Source organism: Morganella sp. HSTU-ASny43 (assembly GCF_022819185.1).
GTDB classification, from domain to species: Bacteria; Pseudomonadota; Gammaproteobacteria; order Enterobacterales; family Enterobacteriaceae; genus Morganella; species Morganella morganii.
Genome location: NZ_WSPG01000002.1, coordinates 73,747 through 89,456, shown reverse-complemented (window position 1 = coordinate 89,456; position 15,710 = coordinate 73,747). Strand labels below are relative to the sequence as shown.

General features: G+C 55.9%; 17 protein-coding genes. All 17 read right to left on the bottom strand.

Going from position 1 to position 15,710, the window contains the following annotated elements; all coding sequences use genetic code 11:
• Positions 1-22: 22 nt before the first annotated feature.
• Positions 23-577: a BMC domain-containing protein gene (locus tag GN208_RS01845; RefSeq protein WP_004236084.1), complete on the bottom strand. Its 555-nt coding sequence runs from the start codon at positions 575-577 to the stop codon at positions 23-25.
• Positions 578-579: 2 nt separating this feature from the next.
• A complete protein-coding gene (locus tag GN208_RS01840) occupies positions 580-1,932 on the bottom strand; it encodes a 4Fe-4S dicluster domain-containing protein (protein WP_004236086.1) in 1,353 nt (450 codons plus the stop codon).
• Positions 1,925-2,482 (bottom strand): BMC domain-containing protein, encoded by a 558-nt coding sequence (locus GN208_RS01835; RefSeq protein ID WP_004236088.1) that lies wholly within the window; start codon positions 2,480-2,482, stop codon positions 1,925-1,927. Before GN208_RS01835 ends, GN208_RS01840 begins: the two co-directional genes overlap by 8 nt.
• Positions 2,483-2,529: 47 nt before the next feature.
• Complete coding sequence (gene eutL, locus GN208_RS01830) at positions 2,530-3,189, bottom strand: ethanolamine utilization microcompartment protein EutL (RefSeq protein WP_243828282.1); 660 nt, start codon at positions 3,187-3,189, stop codon at positions 2,530-2,532.
• Between the two features lie 13 nt (positions 3,190-3,202).
• Entirely contained in the window at positions 3,203-4,096 is an 894-nt protein-coding gene (eutC, locus tag GN208_RS01825; protein ID WP_004236091.1) for an ethanolamine ammonia-lyase subunit EutC, read from the bottom strand.
• Between the two features lie 18 nt (positions 4,097-4,114).
• On the bottom strand, positions 4,115-5,476 hold the full coding sequence (locus tag GN208_RS01820) for an ethanolamine ammonia-lyase subunit EutB (protein ID WP_004236092.1): 1,362 nt from the start codon (positions 5,474-5,476) through the stop codon (positions 4,115-4,117).
• Between the two features lie 11 nt (positions 5,477-5,487).
• Positions 5,488-6,906, bottom strand: a complete 1,419-nt coding sequence (eutA, locus tag GN208_RS01815) for an ethanolamine ammonia-lyase reactivating factor EutA (RefSeq protein ID WP_004236093.1) — start codon at positions 6,904-6,906, stop codon at positions 5,488-5,490.
• A gap of 2 nt (positions 6,907-6,908) precedes the next feature.
• Entirely contained in the window at positions 6,909-8,174 is a 1,266-nt protein-coding gene (eutH, locus tag GN208_RS01810; RefSeq protein WP_004236094.1) for an ethanolamine utilization protein EutH, read from the bottom strand.
• Positions 8,175-8,222: 48 nt separating this feature from the next.
• On the bottom strand, positions 8,223-9,425 hold the full coding sequence (locus GN208_RS01805; protein WP_004236096.1) for an iron-containing alcohol dehydrogenase: 1,203 nt from the start codon (positions 9,423-9,425) through the stop codon (positions 8,223-8,225).
• Positions 9,415-10,260: an ethanolamine utilization protein EutJ gene (eutJ, locus tag GN208_RS01800; RefSeq protein WP_004236098.1), complete on the bottom strand. Its 846-nt coding sequence runs from the start codon at positions 10,258-10,260 to the stop codon at positions 9,415-9,417. Before eutJ ends, GN208_RS01805 begins: the two co-directional genes overlap by 11 nt.
• A gap of 98 nt (positions 10,261-10,358) precedes the next feature.
• Positions 10,359-11,795: an aldehyde dehydrogenase family protein gene (locus tag GN208_RS01795; protein ID WP_004236100.1), complete on the bottom strand. Its 1,437-nt coding sequence runs from the start codon at positions 11,793-11,795 to the stop codon at positions 10,359-10,361.
• Between the two features lie 38 nt (positions 11,796-11,833).
• On the bottom strand, positions 11,834-12,121 hold the full coding sequence (gene eutN, locus GN208_RS01790) for an ethanolamine utilization microcompartment protein EutN (protein ID WP_004236102.1): 288 nt from the start codon (positions 12,119-12,121) through the stop codon (positions 11,834-11,836).
• A gap of 144 nt (positions 12,122-12,265) precedes the next feature.
• A complete protein-coding gene (eutM, locus tag GN208_RS01785; RefSeq protein ID WP_004236103.1) occupies positions 12,266-12,559 on the bottom strand; it encodes an ethanolamine utilization microcompartment protein EutM in 294 nt (97 codons plus the stop codon).
• A gap of 38 nt (positions 12,560-12,597) precedes the next feature.
• On the bottom strand, positions 12,598-13,620 hold the full coding sequence (gene pta / locus GN208_RS01780; RefSeq protein WP_004236104.1) for a phosphate acetyltransferase: 1,023 nt from the start codon (positions 13,618-13,620) through the stop codon (positions 12,598-12,600).
• Positions 13,610-14,455 (bottom strand): ethanolamine utilization cob(I)yrinic acid a,c-diamide adenosyltransferase EutT, encoded by an 846-nt coding sequence (eutT, locus tag GN208_RS01775; protein WP_004239002.1) that lies wholly within the window; start codon positions 14,453-14,455, stop codon positions 13,610-13,612. The genes pta and eutT overlap by 11 nt, the downstream gene beginning before the upstream one ends.
• Before the next feature lie 11 nt (positions 14,456-14,466).
• The gene (gene eutQ, locus GN208_RS01770; protein ID WP_004236107.1) at positions 14,467-15,231 is read right to left on the bottom strand and encodes an ethanolamine utilization acetate kinase EutQ; all 765 of its coding nucleotides are present in this window, start codon (positions 15,229-15,231) and stop codon (positions 14,467-14,469) included.
• Positions 15,232-15,243: 12 nt separating this feature from the next.
• Positions 15,244-15,690 carry a EutP/PduV family microcompartment system protein gene (gene eutP, locus GN208_RS01765; protein WP_004236108.1) on the bottom strand — a complete coding sequence of 149 codons (447 nt, stop codon included), beginning with the start codon at positions 15,688-15,690 and terminating at the stop codon, positions 15,244-15,246.
• Between the last annotated feature and the right edge of the window lie 20 nt (positions 15,691-15,710).

Sequence of the window (15,710 nt, the reverse complement as noted above, 5' to 3'; positions counted from 1 at the left end):
AAATGAACGGCCGCCATAAATGTTAACCAGCGACCAATTGCTGCCAGAAATCGGGATGAGGATTCGGTACGACCATGCTGTAAACCAGCGCACCTTTATCTGCGGCGACCTGTGATGCGGCTTTTTTGGCGGTTTCGACGTCTGCAACATCGCCACTCATCACAAAGTAACATTTACCCCCGATACCATACGCCATATGAAGTCGTATTAACGTGACGCCGGCTGCTTTAACAGCAAAATCCGCCGCCTCAATGCAGGTTGCGACACTAAAGGTTTCCACTACCCCGACGGCTTCACGGGCATTCACATCCGTCACACCACCGATAGCCGGGAGCACATCCGGGTGGATATTACTGAGCAGAAACTCATCCACTACCTGAGCACCGCCTTTTTCCACACCGCAGCGCATTGCCTGCTGTGCGGCGGCAACATCACCGCCGACCATCACCACATATTTGCCGGGACACACGGTTTTGCCCATCAGCAGAGTGACTTCTGCACTTTTGAGCATAAAATCAGTGACTTCCATCCCTTTGGCGATACTGGACAGTTCCACCATCGCAATTGCACTGTGCATAGTTATTCCTTCTCTATCGTGACAGCCGAGCTGTCAATATGGCGAACCACACCGCTGATACTGGCGTGAACCGGCGCACCCAGTGCTTTTTCCGGGACAGCGGCGATCAGCATGCCCGCCGTGACGTTATCCCCTTCACTGACAACCGGTACCGCCGGGGCACCGATATGCTGACGTAACGGGATAATCACCTGCTGCGGCGCGTAGATCTCATCAGTCATCGGCGCTTTGTGCATGTATTCCGTCAGTTCCAGACGGCGGACAAGGCGTTTGACCGGCAGCATGCGGTGCTGAGCCATCGGATCTTCCGGGCGCAGTTCACCTTCGTAGCGGATCCCTTCTTCGCGCAGCTTCACTTTCAGCATCTGATTCAGGCGCATCGGTGAGATCTCCACCGGGCAGGACCAGGCTTCACAAATCGCACATTCCGAGCAGGTCAGTGCCGCAACAACGGCTGACGGTGCGGAGATCTGCTCATACCCCACCGCGCGGACAATCAGGTGCGGCGGCAGTTCGTGGCCGATCATATGACGCGGGCAGAGCTCGGTACACATGCCGCACTGTTCACATACGGTACGCGCCTGGTTGATCACCGTGCGCTCCGAACGGGTCCGGCGCTGAATTAAAATATGGTCATCCGGCAGGACTAATAAGCCGCCGGTGGTTTTGGTCACAGCATCATCAAGGGATGTCTGTAATTTGCCCATCATCGGCCCGCCGTTGATATACGCCGGGTTGCTGATGGTGGATCCGCCTGCCAGTGCCAGCACTTCACGCAGTGTGGTGCCGACCGGAACGGAAACGGTAACAGGATGATGAACCGCGCCGTTCACCGTCAGGACACGGTGTATCACGGCCTGTTCCTGTTCAACGGCATACGCGACATTGATCAGCGTCTGCACATTACTGACCACCACGCCGACAGACAGCGGCAGTGCCGCAGGCGGGACCCGGCGGCCGGTCGCCAGCCAGATGGTGATCACTTCATCACCGGCCGGATAAACATCCGGCAGGATATGCAGACGGACAGAATCCGGCACGCGGGCATTCAGGATATCAATGGCCGCCTGATGCTTGCCTTTGATGGCAATAATGCCCTCTTTCGCGCCGGTGGCCCGCATCGCATACAGCAAACCGCGGATCATCGCATCCGCCTCAAGGACAGCCAGCTGCTGATCCACCTGCAAAAGCGGCTCACATTCAGCCGCATTCACCAGATAGATTTCCGCCTGTGCCGCCAGTTTGACGTGGGTCGGGAACCCCGCCCCGCCCGCACCGACAACCCCTGCATCCTGCACACGCTGACGAATGATTTCGGGCCCGCACTCATGCAGACCCGGCATCAGATTACTCATCGCGGTTTCCCTCCTGTTTTACCCGGTAGCGGCTGCCGCGTTTGCGCAGTTTGCCCTGTTTAAACAGGTCTTCCAGCACATCACGGCTGTCCTCTATCAGGCAACTGAAATGCATGGCCGCTTCTCCGGCGGTCACGCCGTGGCGGTGTTTGGCTCCAGCGGCAAAGATCATCATGGCATCCGCATCCGGTGCAGCGGCAGAAACAGCTGCCGCCGGAGCCGGTTCAGATACCGGAACCGGTGCCGGAGACTGCGGTTTTACCTTCACCGGTACACCGCTGAAACCGGTGACCAGCCACTCGGTATCACCATCCGGACGGCCGATGACCTTATGGCCGATCACTTTACCGGTACGGTTTGCGGCCGCAATGCCCGCATCCACCGCCGCACGGCACGCCGCCAGATCACCCTCAACAACAAGCGTCACCATCCCCGGGATCACCATTTCATAGTTAAGGATGCGGACATTGGCCGACTTCAGCATCGCATCCGCCGCATCAATGCCGGACACCAGGCCGTATACCTCAAGTAATCCCAGTGAATCGATCATGACCTATCTCCTGTGTTAATGACTGAACTGACGACTGACTGCACTGCTCAGGCGCGCTGAACCGGATTGCGCGCGATATCCAGAACGGCTTCGGTAAAGGCATCACATGCTGCTTTACATGCTGCCTGGCTGCCGGTCAGGAAGGCTGCTGAGTAGTTGGTTTCTGACGGAGGCGGCACATAAGTGGCCAGCTGCACATCAGCGGCTTTCAGTGCGACATCAATCCCGAAGGTCGCTTCCAGCGGCGGTGCCACCAGATAGGCAATCGGGTCACCGTGTTTAACTTTGTCACCATCAGACAGGTAAGAGCCGGTACGGGAGACCAGATGCGCCAGGAATGCGGTATCTTCTTTGTCATTCGCCCACTGGAATGCCGCGCCGGATTCGATATTGGCGACCATGGCATCCAGACCCGCGCGGACTTCCGCCGGGTTCGGGCCACCGAGGATAATCATCACTTCACCGGAGGTCGGTGATGGTGAGTTTGACGCCCCTGCATACAGGGAACGTCCGTAAACCACTTCCACCAGAGCTTGTTTGGTGGCTTCGTCAGCGGCAATGTAAGCAACATCGTCGGAGTCTGCGGTGATAAGGCCGAGGCTGCGGATGTGTTTCGGTAATTTCAGTTCACGGCAGAAATCTTCGTGTGCATTAGCGATAAGACGCATCGCTGTCACGCTCGGCCGGATAAGATCTAATGCAGGCATATTCAGTTCCCCGTTAACGGTTCATGTTGATACCGGACGCTTTCTGCTCCAGCATGCGTTTGGCTAAATCGACGATAACAGCGGCGGCTTCCACCGGCGGTGTCCCTGCGCGGTGAATGTTCGAGATACAGGTACGGTCTGCTTCCACTGTACCCGCCACTGTCGGTGAGTACACCGCGTAGCAGGAGAGGCTTTCAGACTGACCCAGCCCCGGACGTTCGCCCACCAGCAGGATAACCACTTTCGCGCCGAGCACTTCACCGGCCTGGTCTTCAATTTTCACGCGGCCGTAACGGACAAAGAACGGCGTGCCCACTTTCAGACCGGACTGCTCCAGACCTTTCATCAGCGGCGGCAGAATTTCGTCGTAGTTTGCGGTGATAGCATCGGTGGACAGACCATCAGAGATAATGACCTGCACATCCGGCGCCTGCACACACTTGGTTTTCAGCAGTTCGATGGATTCTTTATTCAGAATACGGCCCATATCCGGACGGGTCAGATACTGGTTTTTGTCTGTGATTTCAGACTGTAACTCCAGCAGGTTCTGTTTTTTCACCCATTCCGCCGGGACTTCTTTCAGTACGGTATCTTTGGAGCGCGAGTGGTCAGCCAGGAAGCGCAGCAGGCTCTGGGTGCGCGGACGCACACCGGCACGGCCGGAGCAGACACGGGAACCGGTGCTGTTACGCAGTTCCTGTAACACTTCTGCACGGTGCGGGTTCTGCACGCCGATCCACTGTTTTGCTTCCGGTGAACCGAGATCCCACTCAACGGACTCAACAGACGTATTACCCTGATTCAGCACAGCCTGCGTTGCCGCAGCAACCGCCTGTACGTTTTCGCCCGTGTGTCCCATCTGAGCCATCACGCTGCGTACGATGTCATTAATTTGTTTTTGATCCATGGTGATTTACCCCGAAAATCAGAAGAACAGTGACGGATCGCCGGCACGATTGGTAAGACGCCCGTTTTCCATCAGACCCATTTTTTCCAGCCAGGCTTCGAATTCCGGCGCAGGGCGCAGGCCGAGTAACTGACGGATAGTTGCGATGTCATGGAACGCAGTGGTCTGGTAGTTGAGCATGATGTCATCACCCAGCGGCATACCGATGATGAAGTTACAGCCCGCAGAGGCCAGCAGGATCATCAGGTTTTCGTTGAGGTTCTGATCCGCATCCGCATGGTTGGTGTAACAGCAGTCACAGCCCATGGAGATACCGCTCAGTTTGCCCATGAAGTGATCTTCAAGACCGGCGCGGATAATCTGGCGGTCGTTATAGAGATATTCAGGTCCGATAAAACCGACAACGGTGTTCACCATGAACGGATCATAGTGACGCGCCAGGCCGTAGTTACGGGCTTCCATAGTCACCTGGTCAGCACCGTAGTGAGCGCCCGCTGACAGTGCAGAGCCCTGTCCTGTTTCAAAGTACAGGCAGTTAGGACCGGCGATACGGTTGTACTGCGCACCGACGTGGCGGGCTTCGTCCAGCATTTCCAGCTCAACACCGAACTCACGCAGACCTTTTTCACTGCCGCAGATGCTCTGGAAAATCAGGCCGCCCGGCGCACCGCGTTTGATGGCTTCCATCTGTGTGGTGACGTGCGCCAGTACACAACCCTGAGTCGGGATATCGTATTTATCGATGATGCCGTAGACAGCATCCAGCACGCGGCTGAGGTTATCCACATCGTCCGTTACCGGGTTGACACCGATAACCGCATCACCGCAGCCGTAAGAGAGACCTTCATAAATCTGTGCCACGATACTCTGCACTTCGTCACGGGTATCGTTCGGCTGTAAACGGCCGCTGAAGTGGCCCGGCAGACCCATGGTGTTATTCGCACGTTTCACGACAGGAATTTTCTTCGCGCCGTAAATCAGGTCTGCGTTGGAGCAGATTTTTGCCACCCCGGCGATGACTTCTGAGGTCAGGCCTTTGCGCAGCAGATTGATGTTATCGAGAGAGGTCGTGTCGCTCAGGACATGCTCACGCAGCTCACCGATAGTCCAGTTTTTGACCCGGTTGTATTCGGTTTCGTTGATATCGTCCTGGATCAGACGGGTTACGCAGTCTTCTTCATACGGAACGACAGGGTTGTTGCGGACATCCGCAATCGTCAGTTCAGACAGCACTTGTTTTGCTGCCACACGTTCCTGGGCGTTACTGGCCGCGACACCCGCCAGGATGTCCCCGGAGCGGAGTTCGTTAGCTTTCGCGAGAACGTCTTTCACGTCCCGGAACTGGTAGGTCTGACCAAACAGCGTGGTTTTCAATTTCATATTACGTTCCCTCAGGAAGGAAATGCGAGTGATTTAACAGTAACAGGGACGACAGAGCCGCTGAATAACGGCGTGCCGATGTCGATATAGTCGCCTGTGTGCGTGATAACTTCGTCGATAACAGCCAGTTCGCGGCCGTTCATCAGCGGACGCAGCAGCATGCCCAGTGCCTTACCGAAATCCTGTCCCGCGATCACCAGCAGCGGCATGGTGTTCGGGTATGTTTTGGTAAAGCGTTCCAGGGCATCAATACAGCTTTGTACCGAGGCGTAGTTAGTCGGCAGTGATTCCGGCAGGGCCAGCGCGTACAGATCCTGTTGCGGATTAAGATCCATCTGCGTCAGGGCACGGCTCCAGGTATTCACCAGATCTTCATCATCCGCGCGGCCCAGCGCCGGATGCACCACCGGAATATTGCGGACCGGCAGCGTGATGCTGTCCAGCCAGATGGTGCTGCCGGACAGAGACAGCGTATGCGCACCGGCGCCGATCACCGTGGCACGGACAGTCTGTGCCGGAGTCTGCATCGGTAAAGCACTGAAATCCGCATTGCGGTGTATCGCCTGTGCCAGCAGCGGCCCGATATCACCGAAACGGAAATCATTACCGCTTTCCGGATTGCTGTAACACTCCCCGACACCGCCGGACAGTGTGACCGCATAAAAAGAACTTTCCGCAGGCAGGCCGTCCGTCATCAGCAGCTCACGCCCGAGCGGGGTGAGGTTGCCGCTGATCACTTCATACAGCAGCTCACTCATGCGGTCGGCAATGGTATTCAGCTGTGCCGGTGTCAGGGACATCGGATCGGTCTGCTCACCAAAACAATCACGGGCGATAAGACGGCCCGGTGCATGCACATAAGTGACGCGTCCGCTGTTATCTGTTTCGAACAGACGACCGCCGACGTTCAGACAGGCGGAACTGATCACATGACCGGCTTCGAACAGCACATAGTTTGCTGTGCCGCCGCCGATATCAATGTTCAGTACCCGCGCCATCTTCTGCTCAGAAAGTGTCTGGGCACCGGATCCGAAACCGGCAATCACTGATTCCAGGTGCGGACCGGCGGTGGCGACCACGAAATCCCCGAGTTTCTGGGATAACGCCACCACAGCCGGACGCGCATTGCGGGTTTTGGCGGTTTCACCGGTAATGATGATGGCACCGGAGTCAATCGTCGCCGGGTCCATCCCGGCGGCGGCGTACTGATCCAGTACCAGTGCCAGAAGCTCTTCCTCACGCAGGTGGCCATCTTTATCCACCGGCGTGAACAGAACCGGGCTCTGCCAGATAATTTTGCGATCCACAAACTCATAACGCGGCACCTGTGACACCGCCGCGCGGTTTACCAGAGCGAGACGGGAGAAAATCACCTGTGTAGTGGTGGTGCCCACGTCAATACCGACACTTAAGAGTTCGAGGGTTTTCATGCTTATTTCTCCTCCGCGACGCTTTCAGCAGCAGCTTCAGTGGCCGCAGCGGCATCTTCCTGCTCAATATTTTTCGGCATCATCATGATGGCAACGAAAATCGCAGTGATACCGCCGATAATTTTCCCTGCAATCATCGGGAAGATCATCGGTGCCATGTTGGCGGCCACAAAGCCCAGGTGGTCACCCAGTGCGAAGGCAGCGGACACGGAGAACGCACAGTTGATGATTTTGCCGCGGGTATCCATTTTCTTCATCATGCCGAACATCGGGATGTTGTTCGCGAGAGTCGCGATCATACCGCCTGCGGCCATGTTGTTGATTTTCAGCAGGCTGCCGATCTTCATAAAGGATTTTTCAAACCAGCGGGTCAGCAGCAGCACCATCGGGTACGCCCCTAACAGCACCGCAGAGATAGAACCGATAACTTCGATGGCGCGCATCACTTTGCCCGGCACATCACCTTCTGCCATGAAAATCGGATCCAGGCCCGGAATCAGGTTCCAGCCCACAGTGAACTGCGCCACAGCTGCGGCCAGGCCGATAGTAATGATGGCAACAAGGATTTTGGCGAAGATCTGGAAGCCGTTGATCATTTTCTCAGGAATGAATTTCAGACCGAGGCACACCAGCGCCGCCACGATGATCACCGGGATCATATTGACCAGCAGCATGGTCATGCTGAAATCCACGACCTGACCGTCAATTTCCACACCGGAAAATTTCGCCACCAGACCACCGGCAATACAGCCGACCGGAATGGTCACGATACCGGCCAGCACACCGAGTGCCAGGAAACGGCGATCTTTCTTCTCGATAATGCCCAGCGCAACAGGGATAGAGAACACCATGGTCGCACCCATCATGGATGCCAGCAGTACGCCGGAATATAACCACGCTGCCACATCACCGCCGGACAGCTCTTTCGCGAGGAAGAAGCCGCCCATATCGATGGCCAGAATACTGCCCGCAAACACTGACGGGTTCGCACCCAGCATTTCATAGACAGGAATAATCACCGGCCCGAGCAGCATGGCGATCACCGGTGCCAGCGCGGTCATACCGACCATTGCCAGACCCAGTGCACCCATTGCCATAAAGCCTTCTTCAAACTGTTCACCGGAACCGGCAATGCCTTTCCCGACTTTACCCAGGCCGATCTTACCGAGGATTGCCTCTGAGCCACCGAACTGGCTGAAGATACGATCCACGGCTGCTATCAGCATAAAACTCATCATGATGTACATGATGATTTCATTAATGCCCATACCCTTCTCCTTCCGTGCCTGTCGCGCAGGCTGTTCTTATTGATTGACTCAGGCTGACTCGTAAATCGCCGTTATCTGAGCCGCTGTGACCGCGCGCGGATTGGTTTTGATGCAGATATCCTGCAATGCCGCTTTGGCAAAACCATCGAAATCCTCACGTTTTCCGCCCAGGGATGGCAGCGTCTGCGCGAGTTCCACGTCACTGATCAGTTGTTCCACGGCCTCAATGGCCTCCATGTCGGTCATCGGCCGCTGAGTCAGCGCATGACCAATTTCGCTGTACGCCTGTTTGCAGACCAGGCGGTTAAAACGCATTACCTGCGGCAGCATGACGGCGTTCGCCTTGCCGTGCGGAATGTTGTATGCCGCGCCAATCTGATGCGCCATCGCATGGCACAGCCCCAGACCGGCATTGGAGAACGCCATCCCGGCCATATAAGAAGCCAGCATCATGTCCTCACGGGCTTTGATATCATGCCCCTGACCGACAGCAATCGGCAGCGCGTGGCTGATCATGGAGATCGCCCGCAGTGCCAGCGCCTGTGTCAGCGGCGTGACGTTGCTCGCCACATACGCTTCAATCGCATGTGTTAAGGCATCGATACCGGTCATTGCTGTCACATGCGGCGGAACACCGAGTGTCAGACAGGCATCAATAATGGCGAGATCAGGCAGTAACTGGCTGTGTGCCAGCACCAGTTTGATATGATTTTCCGCAGTAATAATCACGGAAACATTGGTCGCTTCAGAGCCGGTACCGGCAGTGGTCGGGATAGCGATAAACGGCAGACGCGGATTGAGCGCCGCACCCGGCATCATATCCGCCAGCGGCAGATCCGGATTGGCAGCCAGCACCGCCACGGCTTTCGCCGCATCCAGCACCGACCCGCCGCCGAGGGCGATAATGCCGTCGCACTGCACGCTCAGCAGATGCTCAACGGTACGGAACACATCTTTATCCATCGGCTCGCCCGGCGGGCACGGCCAGATTTCATATGCAATGCCGCTGCGGCTCAGATTACGCTCCAGCACATCGGTAAGACCGGCCTGTAACAGCATGCCGTCCACCATAATAAAAACGTGCTTAATTCCGCGCTCCGCAAGAACATCCCCGCTGCGGCCGACGGCGCCCGGGCCGATTAATGTGGTCGGCGGGACAGAAAACTCACGCACCTGACGGGCATTCACCAAATCAAGCGCCTGATAGATAGCGGACTGAACCTCAGCCGCGGGTAAACGATTATCCGGCATGACGGTTTTCTCCCTGAGATACACCGCAGACGGCAATCGCCAGCGGCGTCATAAAAATAGAATGCTGTGGCAGTACCACGGTAAGATGCGGGAAACGCGCCTGAAACAGCGGCTGCACACCGGGCTGCATACAGGAGCCGCCCGCCAGCCACAGTTCAGTCACATCCTCACCGCGAATATGATCGTCGACGATATCCGTCATTTTTTCGTATACCGGACGAATAACCGGCCAGATGCTTTCACCGCGCTCACGCTTCATCTGCTCGGCATCTTCCAGTTCAATGCGCTGGTTGCCCGCCAGGGTCAGGGAAATATGATGACCGCCGGTGGCTTCGTCGCCGGAGCGGGTCACTTCGCCCTTCTGCACAATCGCGATCCCGGTGGTACCGCCGCCGATATCCACAACAGCGGCTTTATCCAGCCCCATCATGTCAGCGACCGCAGACGGCTCATCCAGCACTCTGGCGACCACCAGACCGGCAGATTCCAGCACATTCACGGAGATACGCGGATCTGTTCCCGGCGGGAATGACGTTGTCGCCACCTCAAACCGGAAACCGAACTGTTTTTCCAGCGCATCCAGATGTTTATTAACGATTTTTACCGCACCGAAGAAATCCCAGACCACACCGTCGCGCACCACATCTGCCCAGTCCAGGCACACCGCGACCGGCTGACCTTCCGCATTCACCACCATGGACACCACATCACAGGTACCGAGATCGATCCCCAGCCACAACGGCGCATCTTTGTGATCACCCGCCTGCGGCTGATTACAGATTTCCGCTGCCCGCTGTAAGCGCGATGCCAGCCATTCCTGATTGCGTTGAACCATCGGTTCCTCCGGTTTAAAACATAACGTCAGGGTTAACGTGAGTAACTCACACTAACCGGGAAAAAAGCGGTGAAGCCCGCAGGCCCCACCGCAGCGGCTTACACGATGCGGAATGAATCCACCATGGTGCAGCGGCGCAGACGAACGAACGTCCGCGCACAGGTCACACCTTCACCGGTCGGTGTGGTGATCGTCATGGTTGTCCAGCCTTCGCCGCCCAGTCCCAGACCGGCAATACACGGTCCGTTTTTCACGAAAATACTGGTATCGATGGCATTCGCCATGCGGTTCAGGTTGCTGATGTTATTGGAGTGCATCGCTGCGGTATGATGGCAGCCGCCTTCCAGTTTCACCGCCAGGTCAATCGCCTGATCCACATCTTTCACGCGGATGATCGGCAGAACCGGCATCATCAGTTCAGTGACGGCAAACGGATGTTTGCAGTCGGTTTCCGCGATCAGCAGACGGGTATCTGCCGGCACAGTCATACCGATAGCCGCAGCAATTTTCGCTGCATCACGGCCTACCCAGTCGCGGCTGACAGTGCCGTGGCCGGTTTCATCAACATTCTTCAGCAGAACCGGGATCAGCTTCTCGCTCTGTTCGCGGGTCAGTAATACCGCGTGATTACGCTGCATTTCGGTGATCAGTTTGTCTGCAATGCAGTCAACCGCGATCAGCACTTTTTCATCCGCACAAATGATGTTGTTATCGAATGATGCACCGTGAACAATGGCTTTCGCCGCACGTTCGATATCGGCAGTTTCATCCACCACGACCGGCGGGTTACCGGCACCGGCAGCGATCAGACGTTTGTTGGTGTGTTTGCGGGCGGATTCCACCACCGCATCACCCCCGGTCACGACCAGCAGGCCGATCCCCGGATATTTGAATAAACGTTGTGCGGTTTCGATATCCGGTTTGGCGACAGTCACCAGCAGGTTGTTCGGGCCGCCTGCGGCAACAATGGCTTCGTTCAGAATCGTGATGGTGCGCTGTGAGACTTTTTTCGCTGCCGGATGCGGCGCGAAAATCACACTGTTACCCCCGGCGATCATACTGATGGCATTGTTGATTGCCGTCGCCGCCGGGTTAGTGGATGGTGTGACAGAGGCGATAACACCCCATGCCGCATTTTCGATTAAGGTTAAACCGTGGTCGCCGGTTAACACTTCAGGACGCAGACACTCAACACCCGGGGTGCCGTTTGCCTGTGCTAAGTTCTTCGCGAGTTTATCTTCCACGCGGCCCATGCCGGTCTCTTCAACAGCCAGAACCGCCAGTTCGCGGGCATGTTCTGTTGCCGCACGGCGGATTGCGCCGATGCAGAGATTACGCATTTCAACAGTTTTTAATGATTTCTGTGCTTCTTTGGCGGCAAGAACGGCATCATCCAGGGATTCAAACACCCCGAAACCGTTATTCTGTGAGGCTGCCGCCTGCTGTGGTGCCGCTGATGCAGCCGCCGGTTGTGTGCCCGCACTCATGCTGGCCAGAACCGCTTTTACCACATTCTCAATTTCTTTCTGATCCATATTCACCCACGCCTCTTTCTGTGACTCGTTGCGGCGATTTATTTATGAAAAATCACCTGACTTTCCATAACGGCCTCATCCACAATGCCGATGATGCTGAGATCGACCGGTGACGCTTCTTTGCTCTGAGCACGCCGCGCCGAACTTCCGCTGACGATCAGCACCCATTCACCATTACCCGCACCGATACTGTCGGTTGCGACGGCCACCTCACCGTTAGGACGCCCCTGGCGGTCAATCATTTCCACCAGCAGTAACTTGTCGGATTCCAGTCCGGGATGACGCACGGTGCACACGATTTGTCCGATAACGACAGCCAGTTTCATGTTCACCTCTCTTTATATTTCAGCAGCCTGAATACAGCCGGCTACGGATTTCAGGTAAAAAAATCCCCTGCCGTCTGAGTGACAGCAAAAAAACCGGGGAGATTAAAATCGCGTGGCGTCAGAAGCACGCCACGCTAACAACGATTAATCGATTGATTTATCGCCGGACATTTTGATAGGAAACACTTCTTCCAGATCGCCATGCGGACGAGGAATAACGTGTACAGAGACCAGTTCACCGATACGCTGAGCTGCTGCCGCACCTGCGTCAGTCGCTGCTTTACATGCTGCAACATCACCGCGCACCATGGCTGTTACCAGACCACCGCCGATTTGTTTAACACCGACTAATTTAACGCGTGCTGCTTTGACCATCGCATCGGATGCTTCGATTAATGCAACCAGACCCTTAGTTTCGATCAGTCCTAATGCTTCCATGATATTTTCCTCTCATTGAGATCCCATCAGGGACCGGTTTAAATAACGCTTTCTGCTTCAGTGCGGCGGACAGGTTGTCCGGCCTGAGCTAACTGTGTTTGTGCTACCAGCACCAGTTCAATAATGTCGCGGGCATTACAGCCGCGTGACAAATCATGCACCGGTGCATTTAATCCCTGAATCAGCGGGCCGAGTGCCCGGTAACCGCCGAGACGCTGGGCAATCTTGTAACCGATATTGCCTGCTTCCAGTGACGGAAAGACCATGACATTTGCCCGCCCCTTTAACTCACTGTTCGGGGCTTTTTGCGCAGCGACACTTGGCACAAATGCCGCGTCGAACTGCAGTTCACCATCCGCCTGTAACTGCGGGGCGCGTGCATGAATAATTTCCACCGCCTGCTGCACCATCGCCACATTAGGATGTTTCGCGCTGCCTGCTGTTGAAAAAGACAACATCGCCACACGCGCGGTTTCACCGGTGATTGCCGTGAAGGTTTCCGCACTGCTCAGCGCAATATCCGCCAGCTGTGCAGAAGTGGGTTGAGGTACGACACTGCAATCAGCGAAACCCAGCACATTGCCTTCCGTTCCCGGCGGCAACATGATGAAAATAGATGATAATGTTTTAACGCCCGGCTTCAGGCCGATCACTTTCAGCCCGGCCCGCAGAACAGCGGCGGTTGACGAGATATTCCCCGCCACACATAAATCCGCTTTTCCGGCGGCAACCATGGCGGCACCGAACCACAGCGGCTGGCGCATGGCCTCATCCGCATCTTCCGGGGCTTTTTCGCCGAGGCGCGCGGTGATGGTATCCGCAAACTCTGCACGCCACTCATCCGCACTGTCCGGATCAATGGTGCTCAGGCCGTCCATAATGACACCGGTACGCAGCGAGAAATCACGCAGCGCAAACGGGTTTGCCAGCAGAACAGGCTCCGCCAGACCATTTTGTTTCAGATAACGGGCGGCGTGGATCACGCGCTCATCCAGCGCATCCGGCAGAACCACCCGCGGCGGGTTCAGTTTTGCCTGCTGACGGCATCGTTCAATGAGCATGTGTTCCCCCTTGCATCAGAGCCTGTTTCAGAGCCTGTGTGGTCATTACGCCGCCTTCGCGCACCACCATCACCATCAGGACATACACCGCACTGGAGAGGCGGTTAAGCGCCTGCATAATGTCAGGGCGGATGACCTGAAAATAACAATCGATATAAATACGTGCCGCACTGACTTCCGTTTCACGGACTTTGGTCCGCAGCAGGTTCAGCGCCGCCGCATCACGGCCGTGACTCACATCCGGAACGATATGGTCATGACCCAGGTATTTCAGCGGATTATGAGACAGCTTGTGCAGCTCATCCGCGTTCAGATCCGCAATACTCTGCTCACCGAGCGGTTCATTGAGCGCATCGGCACGCATAATATTGCCGAGCACAGAGCGGATATCCGCCAGCCAGCCTTTCAGCGGCGTCTGTGCAAATTCAGTCTGTAACCAGACGGCTTCGGCAATGGTGGCATCCAGCGCGGCGCGGAAGGCCAGACGCGGATCATTTTTCGCCACCATGGTGTGACCGTTAAGGTGTGTCAGCGTGTCCGGCTTTTTCGCCACCGGCTGATGGCATAATTCGCAGGCCGCGACATCCGCTTTATCCTTACTGGTTAACCCGTGTACCGCTTTCAGGTCAGGGACAGCCGTTTCGGTTTTACCGGATTCATCCGGCGTTTCCACAAACAGACGACCTTGTTTATCCTGAAATTTCACCTGTAAACGGCGGCTTTCGATCAGCTCACGGGCGGATGGTGTCATCCGGCTGTCAGCAGGCAGATGAATTTCACTGCCTTCGCTCAGCGTAAAGTTATCCCGCAGCCAGTCTTCAGTGATAAAGGTCATGGCGATACCCCTCAGCAATCCTGCCAGTTAGCCGGCCAGGCCACATACAGGAAGCGGACAGTGGATGGTGTGCCGAACTCAATCGCGGAGCCTTTCGGAATAAACATCACATCACCGGCTTTCGCGATCATGGTTTCGCCCTGATGGCGCACATGCAGCTCGCCTTCCAGAACCAGATCCACTTCGTCGTAATTCAGCGTCCACGGGAAGAATGCGTTTTCCCACTGCATAAACCCGGCAGCCATACTGCTGTTATCCTGCGCAGTGATCAGATCCGCAATCCCGACACGGTGCGGACCCGCGCCATCGAAATTACCGAATTTCACTGAGCTGCTGTCGACCACTTTAATGCCGCCTTTGCCGGTGACACTGCGGTAGCTCTGGGTATTCGGGGTATCAGTGTTCTCTTCCGCCGGTTTGAATGCCGCCACTTTCGCTTTAATCTGCGCGATACGCTCCTGCACCACTTTATCGACCAGTTGTGCAATCAGGGTTTCGGTGACATTGCCGTCAGGCAGCTGCGCGATAATGCACTCGCGGATTTTCTGACGCTCTGCGGATGAAATATTGGGTTCTGTTCCGGCGGTTGCGGCCAGCGGTGCGGCGGCCGGTGCGCTGTTCTGTGCGGCATCCACCTCACAAATCACAAAGCCCAATTGTTCAGCCACAACATGGGCTTCCGGCGTGACAATACTCTCTTTCAGCACCACATCCAGACGGGTTTTGCCCGCTGCGTGTGCTTCCCGGATGTCATTGGCCGTTATTAGTTTCTTCATCGGATATTCCTCTTATTGGCTGTCGGCTGTGGCCAAAAACTGTTTCACTTTCAGGACGTCATCAGGATCAAGGCTGTTGATGGCAAGTACCGGTTCCTCAAACCCCCGCGTGGAGAGCAGCTCGCGCACGGCGGGCACATCCGCATCCGGTGCATCGGCTTTACTGATAACCGCAAAGCGGCGCATACGGGGATAGATATCGAGTAATCCGGCAGGAATCCGGCACTCCGGGTTATTTGCCGCGTGGACATAAACCAGCACATCACAATCTGCCAGCGTATTAATCAGCGCGTGGTAGAGACGGGGATGGCTGAAATATTCACCCGGTGTATCAACACTGCCTTCATCATTGAACTCAATCGCCTGTGTTTTACGCGCAAGATCAAAATCCCCCTGCAACGCATTGAATAATGTCGTTTTTCCTGCACCCACATCACCCACAAACACAATTCGTTTCATTCAGACGGCATCCTTAACTG

Excerpts from the sequence above, each read along its gene's own strand:
- GN208_RS01845 (WP_004236084.1), bottom strand. The coding sequence starts at position 577 with ATGCACAGTGCAATTGCGATGGTGGAACTGTCCAGTATCGCCAAAGGG.
- GN208_RS01840 (WP_004236086.1), bottom strand. The coding sequence starts at position 1,932 with ATGAGTAATCTGATGCCGGGTCTGCATGAGTGCGGGCCCGAAATCATT.
- GN208_RS01835 (WP_004236088.1), bottom strand. The coding sequence starts at position 2,482 with ATGATCGATTCACTGGGATTACTTGAGGTATACGGCCTGGTGTCCGGC.
- eutL (WP_243828282.1), bottom strand. The coding sequence starts at position 3,189 with ATGCCTGCATTAGATCTTATCCGGCCGAGCGTGACAGCGATGCGTCTT.
- eutC (WP_004236091.1), bottom strand. The coding sequence starts at position 4,096 with ATGGATCAAAAACAAATTAATGACATCGTACGCAGCGTGATGGCTCAG.
- GN208_RS01820 (WP_004236092.1), bottom strand. The coding sequence starts at position 5,476 with ATGAAATTGAAAACCACGCTGTTTGGTCAGACCTACCAGTTCCGGGAC.
- eutA (WP_004236093.1), bottom strand. The coding sequence starts at position 6,906 with ATGAAAACCCTCGAACTCTTAAGTGTCGGTATTGACGTGGGCACCACC.
- eutH (WP_004236094.1), bottom strand. The coding sequence starts at position 8,174 with ATGGGCATTAATGAAATCATCATGTACATCATGATGAGTTTTATGCTG.
- GN208_RS01805 (WP_004236096.1), bottom strand. The coding sequence starts at position 9,425 with ATGCCGGATAATCGTTTACCCGCGGCTGAGGTTCAGTCCGCTATCTAT.
- eutJ (WP_004236098.1), bottom strand. The coding sequence starts at position 10,260 with ATGGTTCAACGCAATCAGGAATGGCTGGCATCGCGCTTACAGCGGGCA.
- GN208_RS01795 (WP_004236100.1), bottom strand. The coding sequence starts at position 11,795 with ATGGATCAGAAAGAAATTGAGAATGTGGTAAAAGCGGTTCTGGCCAGC.
- eutN (WP_004236102.1), bottom strand. The coding sequence starts at position 12,121 with ATGAAACTGGCTGTCGTTATCGGACAAATCGTGTGCACCGTGCGTCAT.
- eutM (WP_004236103.1), bottom strand. The coding sequence starts at position 12,559 with ATGGAAGCATTAGGACTGATCGAAACTAAGGGTCTGGTTGCATTAATC.
- pta (WP_004236104.1), bottom strand. The coding sequence starts at position 13,620 with ATGCTCATTGAACGATGCCGTCAGCAGGCAAAACTGAACCCGCCGCGG.
- eutT (WP_004239002.1), bottom strand. The coding sequence starts at position 14,455 with ATGACCTTTATCACTGAAGACTGGCTGCGGGATAACTTTACGCTGAGC.
- eutQ (WP_004236107.1), bottom strand. The coding sequence starts at position 15,231 with ATGAAGAAACTAATAACGGCCAATGACATCCGGGAAGCACACGCAGCG.
- eutP (WP_004236108.1), bottom strand. The coding sequence starts at position 15,690 with ATGAAACGAATTGTGTTTGTGGGTGATGTGGGTGCAGGAAAAACGACA.